The organism is Polaribacter marinaquae (assembly GCF_038019025.1).
Classification (GTDB): Bacteria; Bacteroidota; Bacteroidia; order Flavobacteriales; family Flavobacteriaceae; genus Polaribacter; species Polaribacter marinaquae.
On the sequence record NZ_CP150496.1, the window covers coordinates 633,851 to 659,356 of the forward strand.

Annotated in this window: 25 protein-coding genes; 19 read left to right on the forward strand and 6 right to left on the reverse strand. The window is 30.9% G+C overall.

What is annotated here, in order from left to right:
- The first annotated feature begins 69 nt into the window (after positions 1 to 69).
- From WG950_RS03015 to WG950_RS03045, 7 genes are all read left to right on the forward strand, one after another.
- Entirely contained in the window at positions 70 to 870 is an 801-nt protein-coding gene (locus WG950_RS03015) for a hypothetical protein (protein WP_340934088.1), read from the forward strand.
- Between the two features lie 30 nt (positions 871 to 900).
- Positions 901 to 1,398: a DUF6702 family protein gene (locus WG950_RS03020; RefSeq protein ID WP_079738694.1), complete on the forward strand. Its 498-nt coding sequence runs from the start codon at positions 901 to 903 to the stop codon at positions 1,396 to 1,398.
- A gap of 29 nt (positions 1,399 to 1,427) precedes the next feature.
- Positions 1,428 to 3,557, forward strand: coding sequence for a M1 family metallopeptidase (locus tag WG950_RS03025; RefSeq protein ID WP_340934089.1), 2,130 nt, complete (start codon positions 1,428 to 1,430; stop codon positions 3,555 to 3,557).
- Between the two features lie 147 nt (positions 3,558 to 3,704).
- Positions 3,705 to 5,909 carry a M1 family metallopeptidase gene (locus tag WG950_RS03030; RefSeq protein ID WP_340934090.1) on the forward strand — a complete coding sequence of 735 codons (2,205 nt, stop codon included), beginning with the start codon at positions 3,705 to 3,707 and terminating at the stop codon, positions 5,907 to 5,909.
- Between the two features lie 312 nt (positions 5,910 to 6,221).
- Positions 6,222 to 6,938, forward strand: coding sequence for an FISUMP domain-containing protein (locus WG950_RS03035; protein WP_340934092.1), 717 nt, complete (start codon positions 6,222 to 6,224; stop codon positions 6,936 to 6,938).
- A 153-nt stretch (positions 6,939 to 7,091) separates the two neighbouring features.
- Positions 7,092 to 7,496, forward strand: a complete 405-nt coding sequence (locus tag WG950_RS03040; RefSeq protein ID WP_340934093.1) for a hypothetical protein — start codon at positions 7,092 to 7,094, stop codon at positions 7,494 to 7,496.
- Between the two features lie 167 nt (positions 7,497 to 7,663).
- The gene (locus tag WG950_RS03045) at positions 7,664 to 8,080 is read left to right on the forward strand and encodes a hypothetical protein (RefSeq protein WP_340934094.1); all 417 of its coding nucleotides are present in this window, start codon (positions 7,664 to 7,666) and stop codon (positions 8,078 to 8,080) included.
- 327 nt (positions 8,081 to 8,407) lie between these two features.
- Here WG950_RS03045 and WG950_RS03050 read toward each other — a convergent pair whose 3' ends face one another.
- Genes WG950_RS03050 through WG950_RS03065 form a run of 4 tightly spaced genes read right to left on the reverse strand, consistent with a single transcriptional unit; the run spans position 8,408 to position 12,716 of the window.
- Entirely contained in the window at positions 8,408 to 9,517 is a 1,110-nt protein-coding gene (locus tag WG950_RS03050; protein ID WP_079738686.1) for an efflux RND transporter periplasmic adaptor subunit, read from the reverse strand.
- Between the two features lie 19 nt (positions 9,518 to 9,536).
- Positions 9,537 to 10,781: an ABC transporter permease gene (locus tag WG950_RS03055; protein ID WP_340934095.1), complete on the reverse strand. Its 1,245-nt coding sequence runs from the start codon at positions 10,779 to 10,781 to the stop codon at positions 9,537 to 9,539.
- Between the two features lie 2 nt (positions 10,782 to 10,783).
- Positions 10,784 to 12,016, reverse strand: coding sequence for an ABC transporter permease (locus tag WG950_RS03060; RefSeq protein WP_340934096.1), 1,233 nt, complete (start codon positions 12,014 to 12,016; stop codon positions 10,784 to 10,786).
- A 1-nt stretch (position 12,017) separates the two neighbouring features.
- Positions 12,018 to 12,716, reverse strand: a complete 699-nt coding sequence (locus WG950_RS03065; RefSeq protein WP_079738683.1) for an ABC transporter ATP-binding protein — start codon at positions 12,714 to 12,716, stop codon at positions 12,018 to 12,020.
- A 178-nt stretch (positions 12,717 to 12,894) separates the two neighbouring features.
- Between WG950_RS03065 and WG950_RS03070 the strand changes: the two genes are divergently transcribed.
- The 6 genes from WG950_RS03070 to WG950_RS03095 all read left to right on the forward strand — a co-directional run bounded on the left by WG950_RS03070 (position 12,895) and on the right by WG950_RS03095 (position 17,413).
- Positions 12,895 to 13,311: a thiol-disulfide oxidoreductase DCC family protein gene (locus WG950_RS03070; protein WP_340934097.1), complete on the forward strand. Its 417-nt coding sequence runs from the start codon at positions 12,895 to 12,897 to the stop codon at positions 13,309 to 13,311.
- Positions 13,312 to 13,313: 2 nt separating this feature from the next.
- The gene (locus WG950_RS03075) at positions 13,314 to 13,970 is read left to right on the forward strand and encodes an HAD family hydrolase (RefSeq protein WP_340934098.1); all 657 of its coding nucleotides are present in this window, start codon (positions 13,314 to 13,316) and stop codon (positions 13,968 to 13,970) included.
- Positions 13,971 to 14,072: 102 nt separating this feature from the next.
- A complete protein-coding gene (locus WG950_RS03080; RefSeq protein WP_340934099.1) occupies positions 14,073 to 14,450 on the forward strand; it encodes a nuclear transport factor 2 family protein in 378 nt (125 codons plus the stop codon).
- A gap of 197 nt (positions 14,451 to 14,647) precedes the next feature.
- A complete protein-coding gene (gene egtB, locus WG950_RS03085; protein ID WP_340934100.1) occupies positions 14,648 to 15,796 on the forward strand; it encodes an ergothioneine biosynthesis protein EgtB in 1,149 nt (382 codons plus the stop codon).
- Position 15,797: 1 nt separating this feature from the next.
- Positions 15,798 to 16,745, forward strand: a complete 948-nt coding sequence (gene egtD, locus WG950_RS03090) for an L-histidine N(alpha)-methyltransferase (RefSeq protein WP_340934101.1) — start codon at positions 15,798 to 15,800, stop codon at positions 16,743 to 16,745.
- An 11-nt stretch (positions 16,746 to 16,756) separates the two neighbouring features.
- Positions 16,757 to 17,413 carry a hypothetical protein gene (locus WG950_RS03095; protein ID WP_340934103.1) on the forward strand — a complete coding sequence of 219 codons (657 nt, stop codon included), beginning with the start codon at positions 16,757 to 16,759 and terminating at the stop codon, positions 17,411 to 17,413.
- A gap of 52 nt (positions 17,414 to 17,465) precedes the next feature.
- On the opposite strand, the gene WG950_RS03100 is transcribed toward WG950_RS03095, so the two are convergent.
- Positions 17,466 to 17,912 carry an FKBP-type peptidyl-prolyl cis-trans isomerase gene (locus WG950_RS03100; protein WP_079738676.1) on the reverse strand — a complete coding sequence of 149 codons (447 nt, stop codon included), beginning with the start codon at positions 17,910 to 17,912 and terminating at the stop codon, positions 17,466 to 17,468.
- Between the two features lie 332 nt (positions 17,913 to 18,244).
- On the opposite strand from WG950_RS03100, the gene ttcA reads away from it, so the two are divergent.
- Complete coding sequence (gene ttcA, locus WG950_RS03105; protein WP_340934104.1) at positions 18,245 to 19,036, forward strand: tRNA 2-thiocytidine(32) synthetase TtcA; 792 nt, start codon at positions 18,245 to 18,247, stop codon at positions 19,034 to 19,036.
- Between the two features lie 12 nt (positions 19,037 to 19,048).
- Here ttcA and WG950_RS03110 read toward each other — a convergent pair whose 3' ends face one another.
- A complete protein-coding gene (locus tag WG950_RS03110; RefSeq protein ID WP_340934105.1) occupies positions 19,049 to 19,444 on the reverse strand; it encodes a DNA-binding protein in 396 nt (131 codons plus the stop codon).
- 395 nt (positions 19,445 to 19,839) lie between these two features.
- Between WG950_RS03110 and WG950_RS03115 the strand changes: the two genes are divergently transcribed.
- The 5 genes from WG950_RS03115 to WG950_RS03135 all read left to right on the forward strand — a co-directional run bounded on the left by WG950_RS03115 (position 19,840) and on the right by WG950_RS03135 (position 25,501).
- Positions 19,840 to 20,784, forward strand: coding sequence for an SMEK domain-containing protein (locus WG950_RS03115; RefSeq protein ID WP_340934106.1), 945 nt, complete (start codon positions 19,840 to 19,842; stop codon positions 20,782 to 20,784).
- On the forward strand, positions 20,781 to 21,284 hold the full coding sequence (locus tag WG950_RS03120; protein ID WP_340934107.1) for a hypothetical protein: 504 nt from the start codon (positions 20,781 to 20,783) through the stop codon (positions 21,282 to 21,284). The genes WG950_RS03115 and WG950_RS03120 overlap by 4 nt, the downstream gene beginning before the upstream one ends.
- The gene (locus WG950_RS03125) at positions 21,272 to 23,167 is read left to right on the forward strand and encodes an AAA family ATPase (RefSeq protein ID WP_340934108.1); all 1,896 of its coding nucleotides are present in this window, start codon (positions 21,272 to 21,274) and stop codon (positions 23,165 to 23,167) included. The genes WG950_RS03120 and WG950_RS03125 overlap by 13 nt, the downstream gene beginning before the upstream one ends.
- 212 nt (positions 23,168 to 23,379) lie before the next feature.
- The gene (locus WG950_RS03130; protein ID WP_340934109.1) at positions 23,380 to 24,246 is read left to right on the forward strand and encodes a YkgJ family cysteine cluster protein; all 867 of its coding nucleotides are present in this window, start codon (positions 23,380 to 23,382) and stop codon (positions 24,244 to 24,246) included.
- Positions 24,247 to 24,298: 52 nt separating this feature from the next.
- A complete protein-coding gene (locus WG950_RS03135) occupies positions 24,299 to 25,501 on the forward strand; it encodes an exonuclease SbcCD subunit D C-terminal domain-containing protein (protein WP_340934110.1) in 1,203 nt (400 codons plus the stop codon).
- Positions 25,502 to 25,506 lie beyond the last annotated feature (5 nt).

The following is a 25,506-nucleotide window of genomic DNA, read 5'->3' on the forward strand; positions in this document are numbered from 1 at the left end:
AGTTTATAAAAATAAACAGTAATTTTAATCAATGTAATTCCGTAATTTGTAAACAACCAACTCAATTAAATGGCAAAAAAATTACTTTTCCTCTTTTTATGCTTTACTAGTTTCTTCAATTTTGCTCAAGATAGAAGAACAATAATCAACGGAAAAGTTAACGATTCTTTAAAGTTGGTAAAAAATGCCAATATTATCAATCTTAAAACAAATCAAGGTACTTTTTCTGCGGATGATGGTACTTTTAGGCTTTTTGTAAAACAAGGAGATTCTGTAAGAGTTTCGTCTATACAACACATTACCAAAATAATTACTATTACAGAGCAAATTATTAGCACAAAAAAAATGGATGTTAAATTAGCTTACAATACTGTAGTTTTAGATACATTCGAGCTTAAAAGACATAATTTACTTGGCAGTTTAGAGGCCGATTCTAAATCTGTTCCAATAGATAAAAAAGAAAAAGCATTAAAAAGTATTTTAGATTTTTCTGATATCGATATGTCTATCGCAGCACCAGATGATCTTATAGATAAAATGAAACCCGATTTGGTTACCACAGACCCAACTGCAAGATTTGCTGGCGCGGGTGCTGGTTTTAGCATGCCTTTTAAAGATTCTGAACGTTTATGGGCTTTGCGAAAAAAGTTAGCGAGACAAAAAGCTTTTCCGTACAAAATATTATCAGAGTTAGGTGATAAATTCTTTTTTGATGAATTAAAAATTCCAATCGATCGCTATTTTCATTTTCTTGAATATTGCAATCCTTTAGGGATAGAAGATTTACACAAAGAAAAAAAGATCTTAGAACTTATTAAAATTTTACAATCAGAAAGTAAATCTTACTTATTAATTATAAAAAAAGAGTAATTTGGCTCAGTAATTGTTTTTTAAAACTATATGAAATTAAAAAAATATATTTTATTACTATTCGTAATAACCCTAAGTTCTTTTTCTGTACACAAATATTATTTAAGCTTAACTCAAATAAAATACAACGAAGAAGGTAAATCTGTACAGGTAATTATAAATGTTTTTATGGATGATATTGAAACTGCTCTAAATAAAGACAATAATATCGATTTGCAGCTTACCACCAAAAAAGAACTAAAAAATAACGATATTTATTTTGAAAACTATTTAAAAGATAAATTGCATTTTAAAATTAATAACAACGCTAAAAACTTTAATTATATTGGCAAAGAATACGAAGGCGATTTGGTTTTTTTCTATTTAGAAATAGAAGATGTAAACGCTGTTTCTTCTATAGAAATTAGCAACAAAATACTAATGAAACACTTTCCAGAACAACAAAACTTAATAAAGTCTAAAGTTGGTAAAAAAAATAAAAGCGTTTTATTAGAAAAAGATAATTACACAGAAATACTAACATATTAACTATTATTAATCAATTCAAATTTCAAATTATGAGAAAAATAGGGCTACTAATCCTTTCTTTTGTATTTGTAATTGGAGCAACTTTTGCACAAGAATCTGTAACAAAAGAAGGCCATACAAATCAAAACAAATTTAGACAGTTAAAAGAAATTTTACCAACTCCTAATTTACAAAGAACTGCTTCTGGTGCACCAGGAATAAAATATACGCAGCAAAAAGTAGATTACAATATGGATATTGTTTTAGATGATGAAAACGCAAGAATTTATGGTGAAGAAACAATTACATATCACAACAATTCTGATGACACGTTGCAATATTTATGGGTGCAATTAGACCAAAATATGCGTGCTGCAGATTCTAAAACTCCAGATATTCAATCAAGTAGAATTCCGGGTAAAACTTCAACAGCAAGATTTAATAAATCTTATATCGATGCACCTTTTGATGGTGGTTTTAAAATTGAACACGTTAAAAATATAGATAATAGCAATTTATCTTATACGATTAACCAAACAATGATGCGTATAAATTTAGCGCAACCATTGGCTTCTGGAGAAAAGTTTCAGTTTAAAATAAAATGGTGGTACAATATCAACAACCACAGAACAGATGGTGGTAGATCTGGTTACGAGCATTTTAAAGAAAACGGTAATAATAATTATGTGATTGCACAGTTTTACCCAAGAATGTGTGTGTATGATAATGTAGAAGGATGGCAAAACGACCAATTTTGGGGAAGAAGTGAATTTGCTTTAGAATTTGGAGATTTTACAGTAAACATTACTACGCCAGACGACCATATGTTAGGGGCAACTGGAGTTTTAAAAAATCCAGAAGATGTATTCTCTAAAAAAGAATTAAAAAGAATTGAAAAAGCTAGAAAAACTTTTGACAATCCTGTAGTTATTAGAACACAAGAAGAAGCAGAAAAAATTGAAAAAAAGAAGTCTAAAAAAACAAAGACTTGGCAATTTTATGCAGAAAACGTAAGAGATTACGCATTTGCAACTTCAAGAAAATTTATTTTTGATGCAATGGCTGTAAATATTAATGGTAAAACCGTAATGGCAGAATCTTTATATTCTAAAGAAGCAAATCCGTTATATGGCGACCATTCTACTAGAGCAGTTGCACAAACTTTAAAAACGTATTCTAGATATACTTTTGATTATCCTTATCACAAAGCTATTTCTGTAGACGGACAAATGGGTATGGAGTATCCACAAATTTGTTTCAATCCAGGTAGACCAAATCCTGATGGAACTTACTCTGATAGAGTAAAGTATAGAATGATTAAAGTTACCATTCACGAAGTTGGACACAACTTTTTTCCTATGATTGTTAATTCTGATGAAAGACAATGGACTTGGATGGACGAAGGTTTAAATTCTTACATGGAAATGCTTGCAGAATTAGACTACGATAAAGATTTTCCAATTACAAGAGGTTATCCTAAAAACATAGTTCGTTATATGGCCGGCGATCAATCTAGAATTGCGCCAATTATGTCTAAAGGAGATAATGTGTACAGTTTTGGTAACAATGCTTATGGTAAACCAGCAACTGCTTTATGGATTTTAAGAGAAACAATTATGGGTAAAGAATTATTTGACCATGCTTTTAAAACCTATGCAAAAAGATGGAAATTTAAGCACCCAACGCCTGCAGATTTCTTTAGAACAATGGAAGATGCTTCTGGTGTAGATTTAGATTGGTTCTGGAGAGGGTGGTTTTACACAACAGATGTTACAGACATCGGTATCGAAGGTGTTAAAAAGTTTTATGCAGAAGAATCTAACAACGGAAGTGTTAATTTTGTTGAAGATAAAAGTACTGGTTTAACAATTAAAAAACCAAAATCTGCTAAACCAAAGTATTTCTATGAAGTTACTTATAACAAACCAGGTGGTTTAGTAATGCCAATTATAGTAGAATTAACTTATGCAGATGGTACTAAAGAAAAGAAAACGTATCCTGCACAAATTTGGCGATACAATGACAAGCAAGTAACAAAAGCAATTCATTCAGATAAGCAAATTACTAAGATTGTCATCGATCCAGATTTAGAAACTGCAGATGTAGATGTATCTAACAACAGCTTTCCTAGAGAAAAGAAAGATCAATTTAGTAAGTTTAAAAAGAAAATGAAGAACTAATTTTTAGCTATTCAATTACTATAAGCGGTGTAAATATTAATTTACACCGCTTTTTTTTATAAAGGTTTGTTAAAATTTTAACAATATTTAACAGAACTGCACTTATATGCTTAATTTAGGCGACATAATTAATTCAATTCAAACAAAATGAAAAAACTTTCTTTACTAATGTTTTCTCTTTTCTTTGTTAGTTTTGCAACAATAGCACAACAGAAAACAACAGAAAAAAAGAAAACTCAGCAAGGGCACACAGACGAAAACAAATTCAGACAAATGAAAGATGTTTTCGCGACTCCAAACGATCAACATACTGCATCTGGTGCTCCAGGACATCAGTACTCGCAACAAAAAGTAGATTATATAATGGATATTCGTTTAGACGAAAATGCAAACAAAATCTATGGTGACGAAAACATTACTTATCACAATAATTCTAAAGACCATTTAGAATATTTATGGGTACAGTTAGACCAAAACATGCGTGCAGATGATTCTAAAACACCGTTGGCAAAATCTAACAGTGCTGCTGCCTTTGTTACTCCAGACAACTTTATGAGCTCTTACATGGGAGAAAAGAAAGGTTTTGGATATAATATTACAAAAGTAGAAAGTAATGGTAAGCCATTGTCTCATACAATTAACAGAACAATGATGCGAATTAATTTACCACAAGCATTAGCACCTGGTAAAACTTTCGAATTTAGAATTGAATGGAATTACTTAATCAACGATATCAACAAAGATGGTGGTCGTTCTGGTTTAGAATCTTTTCCTGATGGAAACAAAAATTATACAATTGCTCAGTTTTTTCCAAGATTAGCAGTTTACAATAACGTAGAAGGATGGCAAAACATGCAATTCTGGGGTCGTTCTGAATTTGCTTTAGAATTTGGAGATTACGAAGTAAACTTAACAGTACCAGCAGACCATATTGTAGAGGCTACAGGTTCTTTACAAAATGAAAAAGATGTTTTATCTAAAACACAACGTAAGCGTTTTGAAAAAGCTAGAAAAAGTTTTGACAAGCCAGTTCTAATTGTAACTCAAAAAGAAGCAGAGAAAAACGAAAAAGGACGTGCTACGGGTACAAAAACTTGGAAATTTAAAGCAAACAAAGTTCGTGACTTTGCTTTTGCTACGTCAAGAAAATATATTTGGGATGCAATGGCAGTTAACATTAACGGTAAAACTGTTATGGCTACTTCTTTATATCCAAAAGAAGGAAACCCGTTATGGGAAGAGCACTCTACTAGAGCTGTTGCAACAACTTTAATTGAATATTCTAAATTAACTTTCGATTATCCTTACCCAAAAGCTGTTTCTGTGCACTCAGAAAGACAAGGTATGGAGTACCCAATGATCTGTTTTAACTTTGGTAGACCAAATGAAGACGGAACGTATTCTGACAGAACTAAAAAAGGAATGTTAGGAGTAATTATTCATGAAGTTGGTCACAACTTTTTTCCAATGATTGTAAATTCTGATGAAAGACAATGGACTTGGATGGATGAAGGTTTAAACTCTTTCGTAGAAATTTTAGCTGAAGATGTATATGATCCAGAATTATTTGCTTCTAATCCTGCTAAAAACATTACACGTTATATGGGCGGAGACCAAGCAAACATCTCTCCTATTATGTCTCAAGGAGATTATGTAAAGCAATTTGGTCCTAATGCATATTCTAAGCCAGCTGCTGGTTTATATATTTTAAGAAAAACAATTATGGGTCCAGAATTGTTTGACCATGCATTTAGAACGTATTCTCAAAGATGGATGTTTAAACACCCTACTCCAGAAGATTTCTTTAGAACTATGCAAGATGCATCTGGTATGGATTTAGATTGGTTCTTTAGAGGATGGTTTTACACTACAGATGTTACAGATATCGGAATTAAAACTGTTAAGCCTTTATATTTAACAGATAAGCCAAGTGAAAGAGTAACTAAGTTAAAAGAACAATACAAGCAGTATTTTGACAACTTAGGTGACTTAGTGTATATTACAGACAAAAAAGAAGATGCAAACGCAAATGCAATGAATAAATATGCAAATGGTAAAGAAGTACCTGCGTATATTTACTCTGTAGAATTTGAAAAGCCAGGTGGTTTAGTAATGCCAATTATCGTTGAATTAACGTATGCAGATGGTACTACAAAAAGAGAAACTTTTCCTGCACAAATTTGGATGCGTAGCGATACAACTGCAAGAAGAGTATTTTCTTCTACAAAAGAAATTACAAGTATAGTAGTAGATCCTGATTTTGAAACTGCTGATGTTGATACTTCTAACAACAGCTGGCCTAAAAAAGAAGGTAATAAATTTGAAGACTTTAAAAAGAAACAAAAGAACTAAAACTTCTATTGTTTGTACTTTACAAACAAGTACTATTTAAATTATAAGAAAATCCAGAGAAATTATTCTCTGGATTTTTTGTTTTTAAGATCCATAAAATCTCTCAAAATACTTAAGTACATCATCTTATCTTTTACATAAATCCTTAAAATTTATATCAAAGGATATGTTACTGTTAATTAAATCGTTATTTTTATCATTAATACACTGTGTTAACTAATAATTAGTATACAAACAATTATCAAAGATTAAAAAGTAAGTTTATAAACCTTCATTTAAAATCTATTAAATGAAGTTATTAAATAATAAAAAATGAAATCACTTATCCGTCTTAACTTTATCATTTTATTTTTATTAATATTTGGATGTTCTAAAGATAGCATCAACACCAATCAATTATCTGACTTAACAGTTACTGATATAGATGGTAATATTTATAACACTATTACTGTTGGAAATCAAGTTTGGATGCTTGAAAACTTAAAGACCACAACTTATAATGATGGCTCACCAATCAATAAATATGAATTCGGGAATGATTGGCATAATGGAAATACACAAATAGATTATTATCAATGGGCAGATACCTTTGATTTAAACAGACAATTTGATGAAGAATTACCGTTTGATTATTACGGAGCAATGTATAATCATTTTGCAATAGAATCTGGGAAATTAGCACCTAAAGGATGGAGAATTCCTACTGTTGTAGATTTTATAGAATTAGAAAACTATCTCTCAAACAACGGACAACTAGGAACCGAAGGTAAAGCGCTTAAAACGACAACAGGATGGCTAGACTTGTCAGGAAATGGAACAGATGCTATTGGTTTTAAGGGGCTACCAAATGGATATATAAATGCTTTTGGTGGTCCAACATTGGGTGGCGGAATCTGTACTTGGGCTACAAACACTGTTAACACACAAAATGGCACTAGAGTTACTATTAACCTTTTTGATAAAACGACGATACTTTATGCTAATAATGCAATTCAAATTGGTGCAGGAATAAGATGTATAAAAAAATAATGTTTGTATACTTCGTGTATAAAAAATTATGGAATCAAAACAAATTACTTAAATATTGAAAGTAATTATACGCAACCTTTCTATAGTTTACGCATCTAATAAATATAGAAACACTAAAACTTTAAATTCATGAAAAACAAAATTTTATTATTAATGATAATCGGTACCTTATTCTCGTGTTCTAAAAATGCTGAAAATGACACTGAAAATATATTAGTCGGTAATTGGACTCTAATACAAATGACCGGTAGCATACCAAATTCAGAAACTTCTGGTGCTGAAATGGACTGGCAAGAAACCTATTTATTAAACGCTGACGGAACATTTTTAAAATCAAGAGATAAAGATGGAACTACAATCGAAGTTTCTGGAACTTATAATTTTATTAATAATTCGAACGAAACTTTAGTAGAATTAAACTTTGATTCTGAAAGTGCTATTATTGGATCATGCAATTCGAATAGTAAAGAAACTATGAAACTTGAGTCTGAAACCATTTTTATTAACACTTGGAATGCTTGTGATGGCCCTGAGTTGAAATACGAAAAAACCAATTAGAACTACTTATCCTAATTATTAATTACTAACTTAACATTTAATTTCTAAAGGTTTAAAGTACTTTATTGTCTAGTTAAAAAACTAGCTCAACAACATTTAGTCCTTACAATTACGCAACAGCAGCATGCCCCTAAATTTTAAAATTAACGTTTACGAACTCTATACAAATGAAAAAACTTTTGACATTACTAGCATTAAGTGTTTTGAGTTGTTGTTCTAAAGAAGTAAATGAATATGACATCATTTTAAAAAAAATAGATAAAAGTTATCAAGTAAAACTAGATTCAGGGAAATTTATGCTTAAAACTGAACGTGAATATTCTATTCGATTAGATAGTTTAATGCAAAAAGTTTACAAGAATCTATTAACAACTAAAAAGGCTAAAAAACATCTTATCGAAATTGAACAAAATAAGTGGAGTCTGCAACGTAAATTAAAAATCGAAAATATTAGAAAACAAAACAATAAATTAATTGAAGAAATTGGTTTTATTCCGAATGATGTAAAGTTATTACTATATAATGAAAAGTCACAAGCTACTAGAAAGAGAGTTTTAGAGTTGATTAATCAATTACAAAAATAATTATAACATTAAATCCATTCCGAGATATATTCTTATTGGAAAAGATGGAAAAATAATTAATTCGAATATTACCGAACCTTCTATAGCTATAGAAAGGGAAATCGAAAACGAATTGATAACTAAATAACGAAATGCTTTTATTATAAAATTAATTGATAATTTGGACTAATTACAGCACTATTACAGTATACTGAATAGCTTTTTTTACTAAATTATGCTTAGACGTTTAAGAGCTTGCTTAAATTAAACCTCAAATTCTTACAAATAAAAAAAAGGATACATGCTTTTACATGTATCCTTATTTATATTTAAACGAATTGCTAAACCTTAGTTTTTAGGTGTATCGCTTTTAGATGCTTTGTTCCAAATTTTAATTTCATCATCTTTTGTAACACCTTCTAATACCTCAACATTCACACCGTCTGATGTTCCTAATTTTAGGGTTCTTTTTTCGTAAGTATCTTCACCTGTTTTAACCTCTACATAAGGCTCTTCAGTTTTTTTATCAAACTTTAACAAACCTTCTTTTATAGATAAAACACTATCTTTTTTTACTAAAACGATATCTGCATTTGCACTATACCCTGCTCTAATAAAAAAGTTATCATCTAAAGAAACATCTGCTTTAATCTTAAATTGCACAGCTCCACCTTCTTCTGTTCCTTTTGGTGCAATAAAGTTTAATTTTGCCGGAAATTTCTTTCCTTCAATAGCTCCAATAGAAACTTCTATATCTGAATTCTTTACTAATTTTCCTACTTCAGATTCGTCTACTTTTCCTTCGAAAATCATTTTACTCATATCTGCAATAGACGCAATTGTTGTACCTGCGTTAAAGTTGTTAGACTGAATAACTTGGTCTCCTTCTTTCACAGGGATCTCTAAGATTGTACCAGACATTTGTGCAATAATATTAGTGTTTGCAGCACCTCCAGAACCTGCAGAACCTCTTTTAATAATTAAATAATCGTTCTGAGCATTTTTTAAATCTTGTTTTGCTTGGTTGTATGTAAGCTCTACACCTTCATACTCTGCTCTAGCAATTACGCCTTTATCAAATAAATTTTTAGTTCTTTTGTAAGAAATTGCTGCATTGTTAACACGTAACTTTGCATTGTCTACTCTACCTCTTGCACTAATTAAAGATTGCTCGTTTGGTACAACTCTAACAGTTGCAATTAAATCTCCTTTTTTAACTTTAGAGCCTTCTAACAACATTATTTTATCAATAATTCCTGTTATTTGAGGTTTAATCTCAATTTCTTCTAAAGGTGTTACTTTACCTGTAGCCACAGTTTTTTTAACAATTGTGGTTCTAAAAGGTGTTTCCGTTTCATATGCTACAATACTTTTCTTGTTCTTTTTACCGAACCAAACAAGTGCTGCAATAAAACATACTGCGATAATTATTAAAATAATTTTAGATCTTTTACTCATGATTTGTTGTTAATTGATTTTATTCTTCTCTTAATGCTTCTATTGGTTTTACTACTGTTGCCATATGTGCCGGAATTAATCCTATTAATGTTCCTAGAAAAATTAATGTGGCAAAGGCAATTAAAATTATGGGGATGTTTACTGTTGGATTTATCAACGGAATATCTTCATTACTACTTGCTGCTGAATCTATCAAAAACAGCACAAAACTCCCTAAAATAATACCTAACATACCTGCTGTTGTTGTTAAAAAAACAGACTCTAATATAATTTGCTGACGAATACTCTTTGGTGTTGCACCTAAGGCTCTACGTATCCCTATTTCTTTGGTACGTTCTTTTACTGTAATTAATAAGATATTACCAATAGCAAATACACCTGCTATTAACGTTGCAATACCTACAAACCAAGTTAAAAACTGCATACCAGTTATAAAACCGGTAACCTTACCTATTTCTTTACCTAAGTTTACACTACCAAATGCTCTTTCGTCTTCTGGATGTACTTTGTGCAAACCTTTTAAAGTTAACAATATATCACTTTCCATTTGTTCGATGTTTGTACCTTCATTAGCAGTAATCATCATCCAATCTACTTTATTTGCAGTATTGTATACTTTTCTAAAAGTTGTAAACGGTATGTATGCACAATCTCCATCAAAATTTATTGTATTAGAGGGTTTGTAAACACCAATAACCAAATAATTAATACTATTTATTTTTACATATTGCCCAATAGGCATTTCATCTTTATCAAATAATTGTTTGTACATATCTTCTGATATGACAGTAACTTTTGCGGTTGATAAAATATCATTCTCATTTAAAAAACGACCATATAGCAATTGTTTTTTCTGAATTTGATCTAAAACAGGATAATCTCCGCTTACTTGAAAATTACCAGATTTAAAATCTTTTACAATTAAATTACTAGTTTGATTTCTTGGTGCTAATAATTTAATCTCATCACTATATTCAGTTTTTAAAACCTCAATATCATTCATTGTTAAAGAAAACCTTCTTCCTTCTTGAAAACCTTTAAAAGGTGTATCTGTTGCCTGTGTCCAAACAAAAACACTATTGGTAGCAAAATTACCAAACAGTTTGTTAAAGCCATTTTCTACTCCTCTAGCAGCTCCTAACAAAACTACTAATAAGAAAATACCCCATAAAACTCCAATTATAGTAATTGCTGTTCTAATTCTATTTTTACGGATGCTTCCGTAAATTTCTTGCCAAGTATCTGAATCGAATAAAAATTTCATAATTAATCTGCTCTTAATGCTTCTATTGGTTTAATATTTGCGGCCTTTTTTGCAGGCACATACGCCGCTATTAATCCAGATAGAACTAAAACTATCGTTGCACCTATTACAATACCTGGGCTTACACTTGGGTCTTTTATAAAATAATCTTCTTCTAAAGTGTCGCCAATTAAACTTAATATGTACGTACCTAAAGTAAGTCCTAGATAACCTGCAAGCGTGGTAATTAATACAGATTCTTGCACAACCATACCAACAATAGACGCAGGTTTGGCTCCTAGTGCTTTTCTAATACCAAATTCTTTTGTTCTTTCTTTGATTACAAAAATCATAATATTAGAAATACCTATAATACCTGCCACTAAAGTACCAGAACCAATTAAGATTACAATGGCATATAAAACGCCCATAAACTGCCCAATACCTTTGTTGGCTTCTGCCATATTTCTAACAGAAAGCGCACTTTGATCGTCTGGATGAATATCCATCTTTTTTCTCAAGTCGCGCTCCATTCGATTTCCAAAAGCAACAGCTGCATCTAAACTTAAATTAGGATCGTAACCTAAAGCAATCTGACTAATGTAATCGTTATTACCATACATCATTTGTGCAGTAGTTAATGGTATAAATGCTTTTCTTTCTTCGTTATCTCCGCCTTCATCAGAAAAAATACCAATTACTAAATACGAACTTCCGTTTACATTTACTCTTTTTCTTAATGCAGGTCTTTCGCCAAATAAATCTTTTTTAAGCAACCTACCAATTACAATTACTTTCGATTTTTCTTTTAAATCTCTTTCGTTTAAATACCTACCCTTGTCTATAATTGTTTTTTCTAAATATTGATGATCTGGGTTTACAGCCATTACACTGTAATTACTTGCCTCACTTTTATATTTGATGGTAAAGTTTTTATAAATTCTAGAAGATTTGTACTGAATCTTGTCTCCGTACTCTTCAGAAATATAATCGTAGTCTTTATTTTTTAATTGAACGGTTCTACCTGTTTGCAAACCTTTGTAGGGTTTAGACGTTTTCCAGACTCTAACAAACATGGCATTTTGTGCATCATCTGCAAAAGCACCTTTAAAAGAATTGCTTAATCCGCTTACAATACCAAATAATAAAGTAAACAGTAAAATTGCAAAAGCTACGGTAAAACCAGACATTACAGAACGCAATCTGTTTTTATTTATACTCTGAAAAATTTCTCTCCAACGATCTAAATCAAACATATTAAACGGCTTTAGCTTTTCCTACAGAAGTAATTTCATCACTAATAATTAAACCGTCTTTTAAACGTACCACTCTTTTGGTTTGTTCTGCCACCTCTTCTTCGTGTGTAATTACAAAAACCGTCATTCCTTCATCATTAATATCCTTCAACAAATCCATTACAGAATCTGTTGTGGTAGAATCTAAGGCTCCTGTTGGCTCATCGGCTAAAACAACTTTAGGTTTGGTAACCAAAGCTCTTGCAATGGCAACACGTTGTTTTTGTCCACCAGACAATTCGTTTGGTAAATGATTTGCCCAATCTTTTAAACCAACTTTTTCTAAATAATCTAATGCTATTTGCAAACGCTCTTTTCTTGCCATACCTTTATAATACAAAGGTAAAGCAACGTTTTCTACAGCTGTTTTGTATGAAATTAAATTAAACGATTGAAAAATAAAGCCTAAGAATTTATTACGTAAAATTGCGGCTTTTTTCTCGTTCATGTTTTTTATCAACTGCCCATTTAGGTGGTAAGTACCTTCGTCATGCACATCTAATAAACCAACAATATTTAGTAAGGTAGATTTTCCAGAACCAGAAGATCCCATAATAGAAACAAATTCGCCTTCTTTAATATGTAAATCGATTCCTTTTAAAACGTGTAGAGAATCTTTACCAATAGGGTAAGATTTATGTAGTCCTTCTATTTTAATCATTTGGTGGTTGTTTTGTATAAAAGTATTGATTACCAATGAGTACACTTACTAATTTTTTGTTAAAAGCAAGAATTCACATTTCAAATACACACATAAGACGTCTTAAAATAAATTATGTTACAAGAAATTTTAAAAAACTTAAAGTATCTTTGTTATAAATTTATGAGAACCTTTTTAAATGCTTGATATACCTAAAGACAAGAAGATAATTTTATTTGATGGTGTTTGTAATTTATGCAATAATGCGGTTACAAAAACGATTAAATACGATAAAAAAAACGAGTTTCTTTTTACTGCGCTTCAATCTAAAAAGGGTACAGAAATTATAAACTATTTGGGCATTGATACGCGTAAACTAGACTCAATTATTTTATATGAACCTGGCGTTTCTTATGATGTAAAAGCAACAGCAGCTTTAAAAATTATGCAATCTTTTGGTGGTTTATGGCATGTAACACGCATATTTTACTTATTTCCAGAGAGTTTTAGAAATCATGTGTACGAGTTTGTTGCTAAAAACCGTTACAAATGGTTTGGCAAAAAAGAGCAATGCATGATACCCACCAAAGAGTTAAAAGCAAAATTTTTAGATTAGTTATGAAATTACCTTCACAAATAAAGTGTGTTATTTTTGATATGGATGGTGTAATTATAGATTCTGAAGAGATTCATAAAAAAGCCTATTACGAAACTTTTAATTCTTTAAACCTTACCGTTTCTGATGCTTTGTACAAATCTTTTACAGGATCTTCTACAATAAACGCTTTTCAAAAATTAGTAAAACACTTTCAGCTAAATGAAAATCCAGAAGATTTGGTTTTAGATAAACGCAGGCGATACGTTAACTTTTTCGAAAACGACCCGCACTTGCATTTGGTTGCCGGTGTAGAAGATTTAATAAAATACCTCTACCAGAAAAACATCACATTGGTACTCGCCTCTTCTTCTGCCATGATTAACATCAATCGTGTTTTTGATCGTTTTAATTTACATCAATATTTTGCGGCTAAAATTAGTGGCGCAGATTTAAAGGAATCGAAACCAAACCCAGAAATTTTTAACAAAGCAGCTGTTTTAGGAAATACACCCAAAGAAAACTGTGTGGTTATTGAAGATTCTGACAATGGTGTTAAAGCTGCTAATGATGCCAATATCTTTGTTTTTGGGTATGCTAATATTTTATCCGAAGGACAAACATTAGCAAATGCCGATGCGGTTATTAAAGATTTTAAAGATTTAAAATCGATACTATAACTTTTTGTAAATAGCACTCTATAAGGTACAGTATTTACAAACTGTACTTTTTTTGTATCTTAGAGATTCTACGTTTTTTAAAATACTTTTAAAACCAAGCTTATGAATCTCGAAAACAATAAAAAAAATGCCATTGCATTTTATAAAATGGCTTACGAAGGCAATCCAGAAAAGGCTGTAGCCTTGTATGTTGGTGACACCTATATTCAGCACAACCCTTTGGTAGCAGATGCCCCGCAAGCATTTATCGATTATTTTACTAGAATGCACAAAGAGTATCAAGACAAGTCTATTCAGTTTGTAAGAACAATTGCAGAAGGCGATTTGGTGGCACTACACACACATCAAATTTGGCCAGGAAATGACCAATATGTTACTATGGATTTCTTTAGATTTACAGATGATGGTAAAATTGTTGAGCATTGGGATAGCATACAGCAAGTGCCTAAAACATCTGCCAACAATAATACGATGTACTAATTTTTACACTAAAGAACAGCATACGAATCAGTTAAAAAACAATTACGAATTCTTTAGAAAGCTTTCCAAAAATTAGAATAGCAATTCATGTGAATTTAATGTAATGTTTCTTTTAACTTATGTACTAAGTAGGTAGCAATGCACTATAATTTTAGTAAATTTCACAAAACAATTAAACAAAGACCCCATTATAATTAATGCAGCTAAAAGAAAACTATAAAAAAATTAGAACTGCTACGATAGCCTTTTGCAATCATTTAGAAATAGAAGATTTTGCCATACAAGTGGCAAAATTTGCGAGTCCTGCAAAATGGCATTTGGCACATACTACTTGGTTTTTCGAAACCTTTATCTTAAAAGAAATAGATAAAAACTACCTAGAGTTTGATGCTAATTTTAACTACTTATTTAATAGTTATTACAACAATGTTGGTAGCAGAGTTTTGCAAAACAACAGAGGTAACATGTCTAGACCTAGCACAAATACTATTTTCGAATACAGAAAGCATGTAGATGCTAAAATGCTAGCAGTAATAGATCGCATTACAGATCAAAAAATTATCGATTTAATTGTTTTAGGTTTACAACACGAGCAACAACATCAAGAATTATTGGTTACTGATGTAAAATATATGTTGGGGCACAACCCTTTACTACCAACCTTTGCAGATACATACAATTTGGTTGCCCATAAAAACACAGCGCATACAAGTATTAAAACTGCCGCAGGTGTGTATACTATTGGGCATCAAGAAAAAGGGTTTTGTTATGATAATGAACTCGGCGTGCATAAAGTATATGTAGCAGATTTTGAAATAGACAATTACCTAGTAACTAATAGAGATTTTATAGATTTTATAGAGGCTGGCGGTTATACAGATTTTAACCTTTGGTTAGATGAAGGTTGGTCTTGGATACAAGATCAAAAAATAAATGCGCCTATGTATTGGCATAAAATAAATAACCAATGGCATTATTACACTTTAGCAGGTTTACAAAAAATAGACTTAGATGCGGTGTTGTGCCATATTAGTTATTTTGAAGCCAATGCATTTGCAACTTTTAAAAACAAACGATTACCAACAGAATTTGAATGGGAAATTGCTGCTAAAAAATTAGACTGGGGCTTGCGTTGGGAATGGACAAATAGTGCGTATTTGCCCTACCCTGGTTTTGTTACTGCAAACGGTGCCGTTGGCGAGTACAATGGTAAATTTATGAGCAACAAAATGGTATTAAGGGGTGCATCTACAGCAACCTCTGCAAACCATAGCAGGCACACGTACCGTAATTTTTTTAGTGCAACAGATAGATGGCAATTTACAGGAATTCGATTAGTAAAATAAGATGATAGAAACTTTTAAAGAAGAAATAAAACAAGGTTTAACAGCAACACCTAAAACGTTGCCTTCAAAATATTTTTATAATAAAATTGGCGATGCGCTTTTTGTACAGATTATGAATCTGCCCGAATATTATTTAACAAGAAGCGAGTTTGATATTTTTAAAAATAAAACCCAACAGTTAATAGATGCTTTTGGTATTGATAAAGATACCCATTTCGAGTTGATAGAATTGGGCGCTGGCGATGGCACAAAAACCAAAGAACTTTTAAAGGTTTTAGACACGCAAAATTATCGTTTCGATTATATGCCAATAGATATTTCTGCAAATGCTTTGGCGCAATTAAAAAACAATTTAGCCAAAGAATTGCCAAATGTTTCTGTAAAAACCCAACAAGGAGATTATTTTAACGTACTTCACTCTTTAAAGGAAAACAACAACCCTAAAGTGATGTTGTTTTTAGGTTCTAATATTGGGAATATGGATGATGAAATTGCGACAGAATTCATTTATAATTTAGGCACAAATTTGCAAAAAGGCGACAAACTATTGTTAGGTGCAGATTTGATAAAATCGAAAGAAATTGTGTTGCCTGCGTACAATGATGCACAAGGTATCACGGCAAAATTCAATTTAAATTTGTTAGACCGCATCAATACAGAATTAAACGCAGATTTTAATACATCGCAATTTAAACATCAACCAGAATATAACGAAGCAGAAGGTATTGCCAAAAGTTTTATTGTAAGCACCAGCGATCAAGAGGTAACGGTACAGCAATTAAACACCACTTTTCACTTTAAAGAGGGCGAAAAAATTCATACAGAAATATCTAGAAAGTACAACGATGCTTTGATACAACAAATCATTGCAAACACTAGCTTTACGCTAGATACTAAAATTATGGATACCAATGCCTATTTTGCGGATTACATACTAACTAGAAACTAAAATAATTTGCTATGAAATTAGCACTATACGGTTTGGGCAGCAGAGCAACTGCCTATTATTTACAAGAATTAAACAAACAATACAATTTAAAAAAAGGCGGGTATAGTACTTGCCCTTTGTGGTTGTACAACACAAATTTTAATAACATCAATCCGTTATTGCCAAACACATCAAAAGCCTTAGATGCAATTGTAAAAAAAGATTTACAAGCTATAAAAGCCATACAACCTCATAAAGTTATAGTACCTAATATTACATTACACGAAACAATAGATCGTATTGATACTACTACGGATTTTATACATCCATTGCCTTTAACACTAGAAAAAATTAAGCAACATCAAGTTTCTAAAATCCTTTTAGTTGGCTCTTTACATAGCATGCAAGCAGCATATTTAAATTCGTTTTTTAAAAAAAATAGCATTGCCGTAGTATTGCCTACGGACGAAGAAATGGAATTGATTGATACCGCTAGAAAAGCAATTTATAGCTACACAGAAACAAAAAAACAAGTGAAAGCATATCAAAAAATTTTAAAAAACTATGCAGCCAAACACATTGTTGTTATTGCTTGTACAGAACTTTCTATTTTAAAACCACAAGGCAATCGTGCTATTGTAGACATGGCAGATCTTCAAATACATAATGCTGTACAAATAGTGTTCTAAATAAAAAAGCCTTTGCAAATGCAAAGGCTTTTTTTATAAAATCGCTTAAAGCTTATGCTTCTGTAGCCGTTTCTGTAATGGCTACTACTTCAATATCAAATACCAAATCTCTACCCGCTAACGGATGATTTCCATCAATAACAATAGCCTCTTCTTTTACCTCTACCACCATTAAATTCATTTCGCTACCATCTGGTGCTTTAGATACCAAGCCCATGCCTACTTGTGGCTCCATGTCTTGTGGTAAATCTTTTTTAGCAACCTCTTGTATCAATTGTTCATTTACTTCGCCATACGCATCTTCTTTGGCAATGTTTAATGTTTTTTTCTCGTTCAGCTTCATGTTTAACAACCCTTTTTCAAAACCAGGAATCAAACGTCCTTGTCCTAAAGTAAATTCAATAGGCTCTTTTCCTTCCGAAGTATCAAAAATTTGTCCGTCTGTTAATTTCCCTGTGTAATGTACTTTTACAGTGTTGTTCTCTTTTACTTGCATCATAATACTATGTATTTCATTTATAAGTTTGATAAACTACAACTCTTGCACTTTACAAACTTTTTTAATTTACACTTACAAAGCCACCAAAACCAAGCCAAAGCAGTTCTTTCCAATAAAAGTTTTACCAAAATAGCAAAATGAAAGTTTTCAATTTAAAATTTGAGGCTATCAATGGCTTTATAAAGACTTCACATTGCAAGTAAGTTTGTCAGTCTACAGAAAAGAATAGGCAAACTTGTCATCCATACAAGTACAAAAGACGGTAATAAAATTTATACGATTAATTTTAAATTTCATTTTACCCTTCTTTTACAAACTACTATTTTTGCAAAATGGATACAAAGAAACAGGTAATAAAAAAATTGCAGCGTTCGGTTGCAGAGGCTATCAAGCAATTTTCTATGATTGCAGAAGGAGACAAAATAATGGTGTGTCTTTCTGGCGGAAAAGATAGTTATGCCATGTTAGATATGTTAATGTATTTCCAGAAAGTAGCGCCTATTTCTTTTGAAATTGTTGCCGTTAACTTAGACCAAAAACAACCCGGTTTTCCAGAAGAGGTGTTGCCAACTTATTTAAGCAATTTAAAAGTACCTTATAAAATTATAGAAAAGAATACCTACAAAGTGGTAATGGATAAAACACCCGAAGGCAAAACTACTTGCAGTTTGTGTTCTCGATTACGAAGAGGTACTTTGTATGAAGCTGCCAAAGATTTAGGCTGCAATAAATTGGCTTTGGGCCATCACAGAAATGATATTATAGAAACCTTTTTCTTAAACTTTTTCTTTGCCGGAAAAATGGAAACCATGCCACCAAAGTTTAAAAACGATGCTGGCGATTTAGTGGTGTTAAGACCTTTGGCTTTTTGCAAAGAAAGCGATATCGAAACCTATGCAGCGTATCAAGAATTCCCTATTATACCTTGTAATTTATGCGGATCGCAAGAAAACTTACAGCGTAAAAAAGTAAAACAAATGATTGCAGATTGGGAACAAGAATTTCCGAATAGAAACTCGATTATGATGAATGCTTTACAAAACGTATTTCCGTCGCATTTATTAGACCATAACTTGTACGATTTCGACAACTTAGAAACCAAAGTAACAGAAAATGTATTGTAAAGTTTAAAAACCTTACACTCTATTACTTTCTTTATACACAGTTAACCCGCCTTTTAATTTTCTTTTCATTTTAAGAGCCGGTTGGTAATTGATATGAAATTTTTTAATGTTTCGTTTTACACTTAGTGCTTCTGGTGTAGCTGCCGCAACACCGCTAAACCCCATTTTAAACTTACCTACATCACCAAGATCTACAATTTTACCTTCGCTTAAATGATAATCTAGCTTTTTACCCAATGCCATTAAAACAGCTTTTACATCTACACTGTGTAAAGTACACTCGTTGCTAATACTTTCGCTTAAAGTATCTAAATCTACCGTACCTGTATTTACGGCTTGTAAAATATAATTCGCGGTATTTTTACCAATGCTATTATTTCTTTTAGAAATTCTGTAACGTAACGCCATTTGTAATTTATTTTTTGTATCTTGTTAATTATCTTCTATTTAGCTACCAATTTTAAATCTACAAATTATTCTACAATAATTTTAAAAATATACTAGTATATTTTTAAATAAATAGTACAATAGTTATACAAGAATACTAGTACTTCTGTAAATTTCCTTAGCAGCAAAGCAACAAAACCTACTAAGCAATGCAACAAAACCTACTGAGGGATGCACAAATACATCCTAGTGCAAATAGTAAAACCTTAAGGCGCATAAATAGTTTACTTAGAAACAAATATGTATTTACTATTGGCTTTTACATATAAATACACGAAATTCGCTGACGATGAATATAAATCGTTGAAACGGGAAATAACAATCGTATCAATTTATAGGCAATTTAACTATACCAAATGGCAAGAGTAAAAACCGACATAATAATTAATGCCTTTGCTTTGTTAGAAAGCAAAATCAAACTGTATTCTCATTTAAATCTTCAAGATATAAATATTCATTTGGAAAATATTCTTAGAGATATATTAAATATTATATATTCAGACCGACAATTTATTAATCTAAATACAGAAGAAGGTAATTTTGCTTCTATTGATTTAGGAGATAACATTAATGATATTGCTTTACAAGTGACATCTACTACAACACCCAAAAAAGTTAGAGAAACAATTTCAAAATATAAAGATGAGTATAATTACAAAAAAGTAATTATGTTATTTGGAAAAATTGATAAGCCCAAAAGAACTATAACTTTTGACACCGAAATTGATGGACGTTTTGAATTTGAAGAATGGGATTTTAGTATGTTAATTGAAAAAATAAATGACTGTAAAAGCCATGAAATTGATCAAATTCAACAAATCTTAATAAATGAAGTAATCCCTAAAGTTACTAGTAATTTAAAAACAGAAGATGATTCAGCGACTAAACTCTGGGATAATTTAGAACAAAAAGATATTCGAAATTTCAAAGATAAATTGCTAGACGTAAACTCAAATATCCGTGATGCTAGAATTGAAATGTATTGTAGAGAAATAGCTTCGGGAAAAGTAGAATTGAGCAACTATTCAGAAAGAGAAATTAGTGCGATGAAATATAGAGTTTTTGAAATTTGTCAAAAAGAACTTTTAGACTTCTGTGATGAAAATGAGAAAAAAGAATTATCACACATAGAAATTAATAAACTTATTACAGATTATACAGAACAAGCATATATTGTAATAGAAGAGAGAACAAAAGATTACTCTTATCCATTTAAAAATAAAGACACATTAAAAAAAATAGTGCTAGCATTAATAGACGAGTGCTATCTTTCTTTTGATGAAAAAGGAATTTACGTATGATTGCTACAAAAGAAAATGCAAAGAGGAGATTGATGTACATTCAGAAAGAAGACTATAACTTTCTAGCGTACAACATACTACTTGTGTTAAATCAGTTTAACGCTAATTCTGAAAGTTCAAGCTTCAAAGATTTTAGGAAAATTGCTTATCTAGTGCATTTTATAAATTTGAACCCTAATTTTAATAGCTATGACCAAAATGAATTAGCTAAAATATATTCTCAAGCTCAATTAAAAAAACAATTAATGTCTCATCTTTTAATTATTCTAAGAAATAGAAAATTTATTGGAATGAGTATAAATCACATTCATCAATCATTTGACATTTGGATTAATGAAGAAAACATCCCAAAAGACTTTTTAGATAAAAACTTCTTTGAAAATGAGATAAATAACATCCAATTTTTAAAATCAAATATTAGTAGATTAAAAGGTATTACGGTAAAAAAAATGGTTGACACAATTTTCACAAAAAACAATATTATTACATGGGAAATTTAATAATAGAAAAAGTTAAATATTCTGGTGATAAATATTTTTATGAATCACCAATACTTACCAATGGTATAAATTTAATTGTTGGTGATAATGGTTCAGGAAAAAGTACATTCACATATTTTATAGAGTTTTGTTTAGGTAATAATATCAAGTATTTTGAAAAAGGTACTAATAAAGAATATACCGAAATAGTTAATGATACAAATAATTTTGTAGAGCTAGATATTAAAATTAATTCTAAAAAATATCAGCTCAAACGATTCATTAATAAAAGTGATATTTTCATAAATGACAATAGTGAAATTAGCGTACTACCTATTAAGAGAAATCAAAATAAAATATTTTCAGATTGGTTATTAGAAAAATTAAACATTTCTATTTCTGAACTTAATATGGGTACATACTCTTGGAAGTTAAACTTTAGTGACTTATTAAGACTAATAATTTATGACCAAGACACAGAATCAAAGAAAATATATAAAGCACCAATAAATTCAAATTTCGTTTCTGATTCATTAATAATTAGAAAAACAGTTTTCGAAGTTTTATTAGGTATATCATCTGATGACTATTTCAAAAAACATGACGAATTAAAAGAAATAACTAAGAAAAAAGATACTGCTTTATCTTCACTAAACGATTTTAACGAAAAATATAGTGGTGTAGATTTAGAAAAAAATAATATTGAAAATAATTTAAAAACTTATAAAGAAACATTAGAAAAAGCATATTCAGAGAGACAATTATATTTAAGTTCAAACACAAAAATTGATGATAAAGCTGATTTTATTAATGGAATTCAAGAAGAATTAATCCAGACAGATTTAGAAATTTCTGAGAAAAATTTATTAGTTAATAATTCTCAAATCGAGTATAATAAAATTTCAAAATTATATGAGAACCAACAAAATGAAATTAAAGAAATTGAAAAAATAATTTTCACTAATGACAAATTAAATTTATTCTCATTTAAACTATGCCCTTTCTGCATGTCTAAGCACGAACCTGTAAAAAATCATTGTCTTTGTGGCTCAGAAATTAAAGATGAAAACTATGAGAAATTTGTATATAATTCTAACGAATATGACACTATATTAAAACACAAATCTAAAAGTATAGAAACTCTTCAAATTGCTTTAGATTCGTATTTTAAACAGATAATAAGTATTAAAAAAGAATTAGATTTCTTGTCAAACAAATCAGATGATTTAACCATAAAACTAAAAAAACTTATCAGCTCTATAGAATTTTCTGGTAATACTGAACTAGTAGATAGTTTGAATGATAAAATATTAGAAACACAAAGGGAATTAGATAAGTATGAATATCTTTTAGAAATTTCAATTAAAAAAGAAGGGTTAGAAGAAAAATTTAATTCTTTAAATGAGAAATATAAATCTACAAACAAGGAGTTTAGAGCACTTCACCTTGAATTTGTTTCTCAAAACAAATCATTAATTACTGAATTCAACAAAATCTACTGTGAATTACTTCAAAAGTCTTCAGCAGGTGCAAATATTGCAGAAATTGATGATGATTATATGCCAATCATTGATGGAGGTGTTTATAAAAACAAAAGTGCTGATGTCCCTTTAAGATTAATGTATTATTTTACAATTTTGGCATTATCTTTAAAAAACGTATCCGTAAAACATCCAGGTCTACTAATCATTGATACACCAGAGAACTCTGGTATAGATGAAGATAATTTAAAAAAAGATTTAGATTTAATCAATTTTGCTATTGAAAAAGGTGAAAGCAGTAAAAAAGAATATCAAATAATCTTAACAACTGGTTTAGACAAATATCCTGAATCTTTCAAAGAAAATATTAAAGATGAATTTAATGAAAGTGAAGGGTTCTACATATTAAAAGAGAAGATTTAATAAAAAAGTACTAAAAAACATAAATTCTTTTACTTTTTCGCAATTCAAAAGTTCAAATCATCAAATCGTATTTAAAAGTAATAGTAAATAAATCCTAAATTAAGAATTACTTTCTTAGATAAATACACAACAAAATTACAATTAAAACGATAAATCTCTCACCAAAAAGAACGCAAAAAAACAATACATTTACCGTTTTATAGACTACAACAATGCAAACCACAAAACTAACATCAGAAAGTATTTTACCCCTTACCTGCTCTAGAGCCGGCACATGTTGTTATGGTAAAGCCGTAATGTTAAATCCGTGGGAGTTGTTACAATTTAGCATCGAGAAAAAAGTATCTCCAAAAACGTTTCGAGATTTGTACACAGATTTTGGTGGCGTTCGTTTAACCTTTAACGGAAAAAAAGATAGCAAAGGGCAAAGTGCTTGCAGCCAATACATAGATACCAAAGGTTGCAGTGTACATAATGGCAGACCGTTGGCTTGTCGTTTGTATCCTTTAGGGCGTCAAATACAGTTTAACAAAGCACATTATATGTTCGAGGGCAAAGAATTTCCGTGTTTAACAGATTGTGCCGAGGTTTTAAATTTGCCCAAATTAACGGTGGGTAATTATTTAAAAGGACAAGGAGCCACACCTTTTGAAAATGCCCAAGATGCGTATTTAGAATTGATGCAAAATATTGCAGATGTTGCTTTTCAGTTATTGTTAGAAACAGGTTTGTCTGCTTCCGGAGACACCAAAACACTGCAAATGTGGCAAGCAATGGGTACTGCATCGCCAGAAGACTTAACCCAACGCATTGGTACAGATTGGTTAGATGCTTTAATGTTACCGGCTATAGATAAAACCATAGACAACCCAATTGACTTTGCCACAGCACACAACGAGCTATTAATGGCTAAGATTCAAGATAACTTTGGTGGCTTAGATACATTGGCTAAAATTAGCGATGCCGCCATTCTATTAATTGGCGTAGCCTTACAATTGGCAAGAGGTTTGGGCGCAAATACCCAAGAAATTGCAAGCCATTGGGTAGCAACTGCAAAAAGTCATGGTGCTTTAGACTAATTGTTGTTAACTTTGTTTTTAGAAAAAGATACACTTCTTAAAATTGTAACCGATGAAAATATTGCATACTGCCGATTGGCATTTGGGACATAGACTGCACGAACAATCTCAATTTGAAGAACAAACACTATTTTTAGAGTGGTTAGAAAACTACATCATTCTAAACAAAATAGATGTTTTATTGGTTTCTGGTGATATTTTTGATTCGGGTTCACCATCTAACCAAAGTTTAGAAATGTACTACCGCTTTTTAATGAATTTAAAAGCAACTACATGTAAATCGGTTATTATTACGGGTGGTAATCATGATTCGCCAGGTACTTTAAATGCACCCAAACCTATTTTAGACGCCTTGTCTATAAAAGTAATTGGCAAAGCTACAGAAGACATTAAAGACGAAGTTTTTACCATTGATGTAAACAACCAACAAGTAATTGTTGCTGCCGTACCTTATTTGAGAGACGGTGATATTAGACGCGCTGTTGCCGGTGAAACTTTTGACGAGTTGATAGACAAATACAAAACGGCATTAATACATCATTACGATGCAGCTGCTGCAGCTGCAAAAGCTATCAACACTAATAATGCACCTGTAATTGCTATGGGGCATTTGTTTGCTACCGGTGGCTCTGTTTCTGATAGTGAACAAAATATTTATGTAGGTACTTTAGGCCATATTGGTGCAGAAGATTTTAATCCCTATTTTGATTATGTGGCTTTAGGGCATTTGCACAGACCGCAAATAATTGGTGGCAACGAAAAGGTTCGATATTCGGGATCGCCAACAGTGTTAAGTTTTAGCGAAGTGAGTTACGAGAAAAAAGTTATTGTATTAACTGTAGAGGATAATACAATCTGCAATATTGAAGAAGCCATTGTACCAAGATTTCGCGAATTTTATAAAATTACAGGTACTGTAGCATCTTGCATCGAAACTTTTACAGAGCTTACCACAAACGATTACAATTTAACGCCTTGGGTAGAAATCGTTTTAAAAGAAGACCATACTGTAAATACAGAAGATTTAAAACGAGCAGCAGAACAGCACGCTTTTGAAATCTTAAAAATTGGCTTGCAAAGAGAACGCACTGTAAAAGGGATTGAAGAGTTGTTAGAAAATACAAAATCTATAAAAGAATTGGTACCTACAGAAGTTTTTAAGCTAAAATGCAAAGAAATGGCCTATGATTTAGAGCAAAAACCAGCCATTTGGGATGCGTTTAATGAGATTTTACAATCTGTAAAAAAACAATAAAAGCA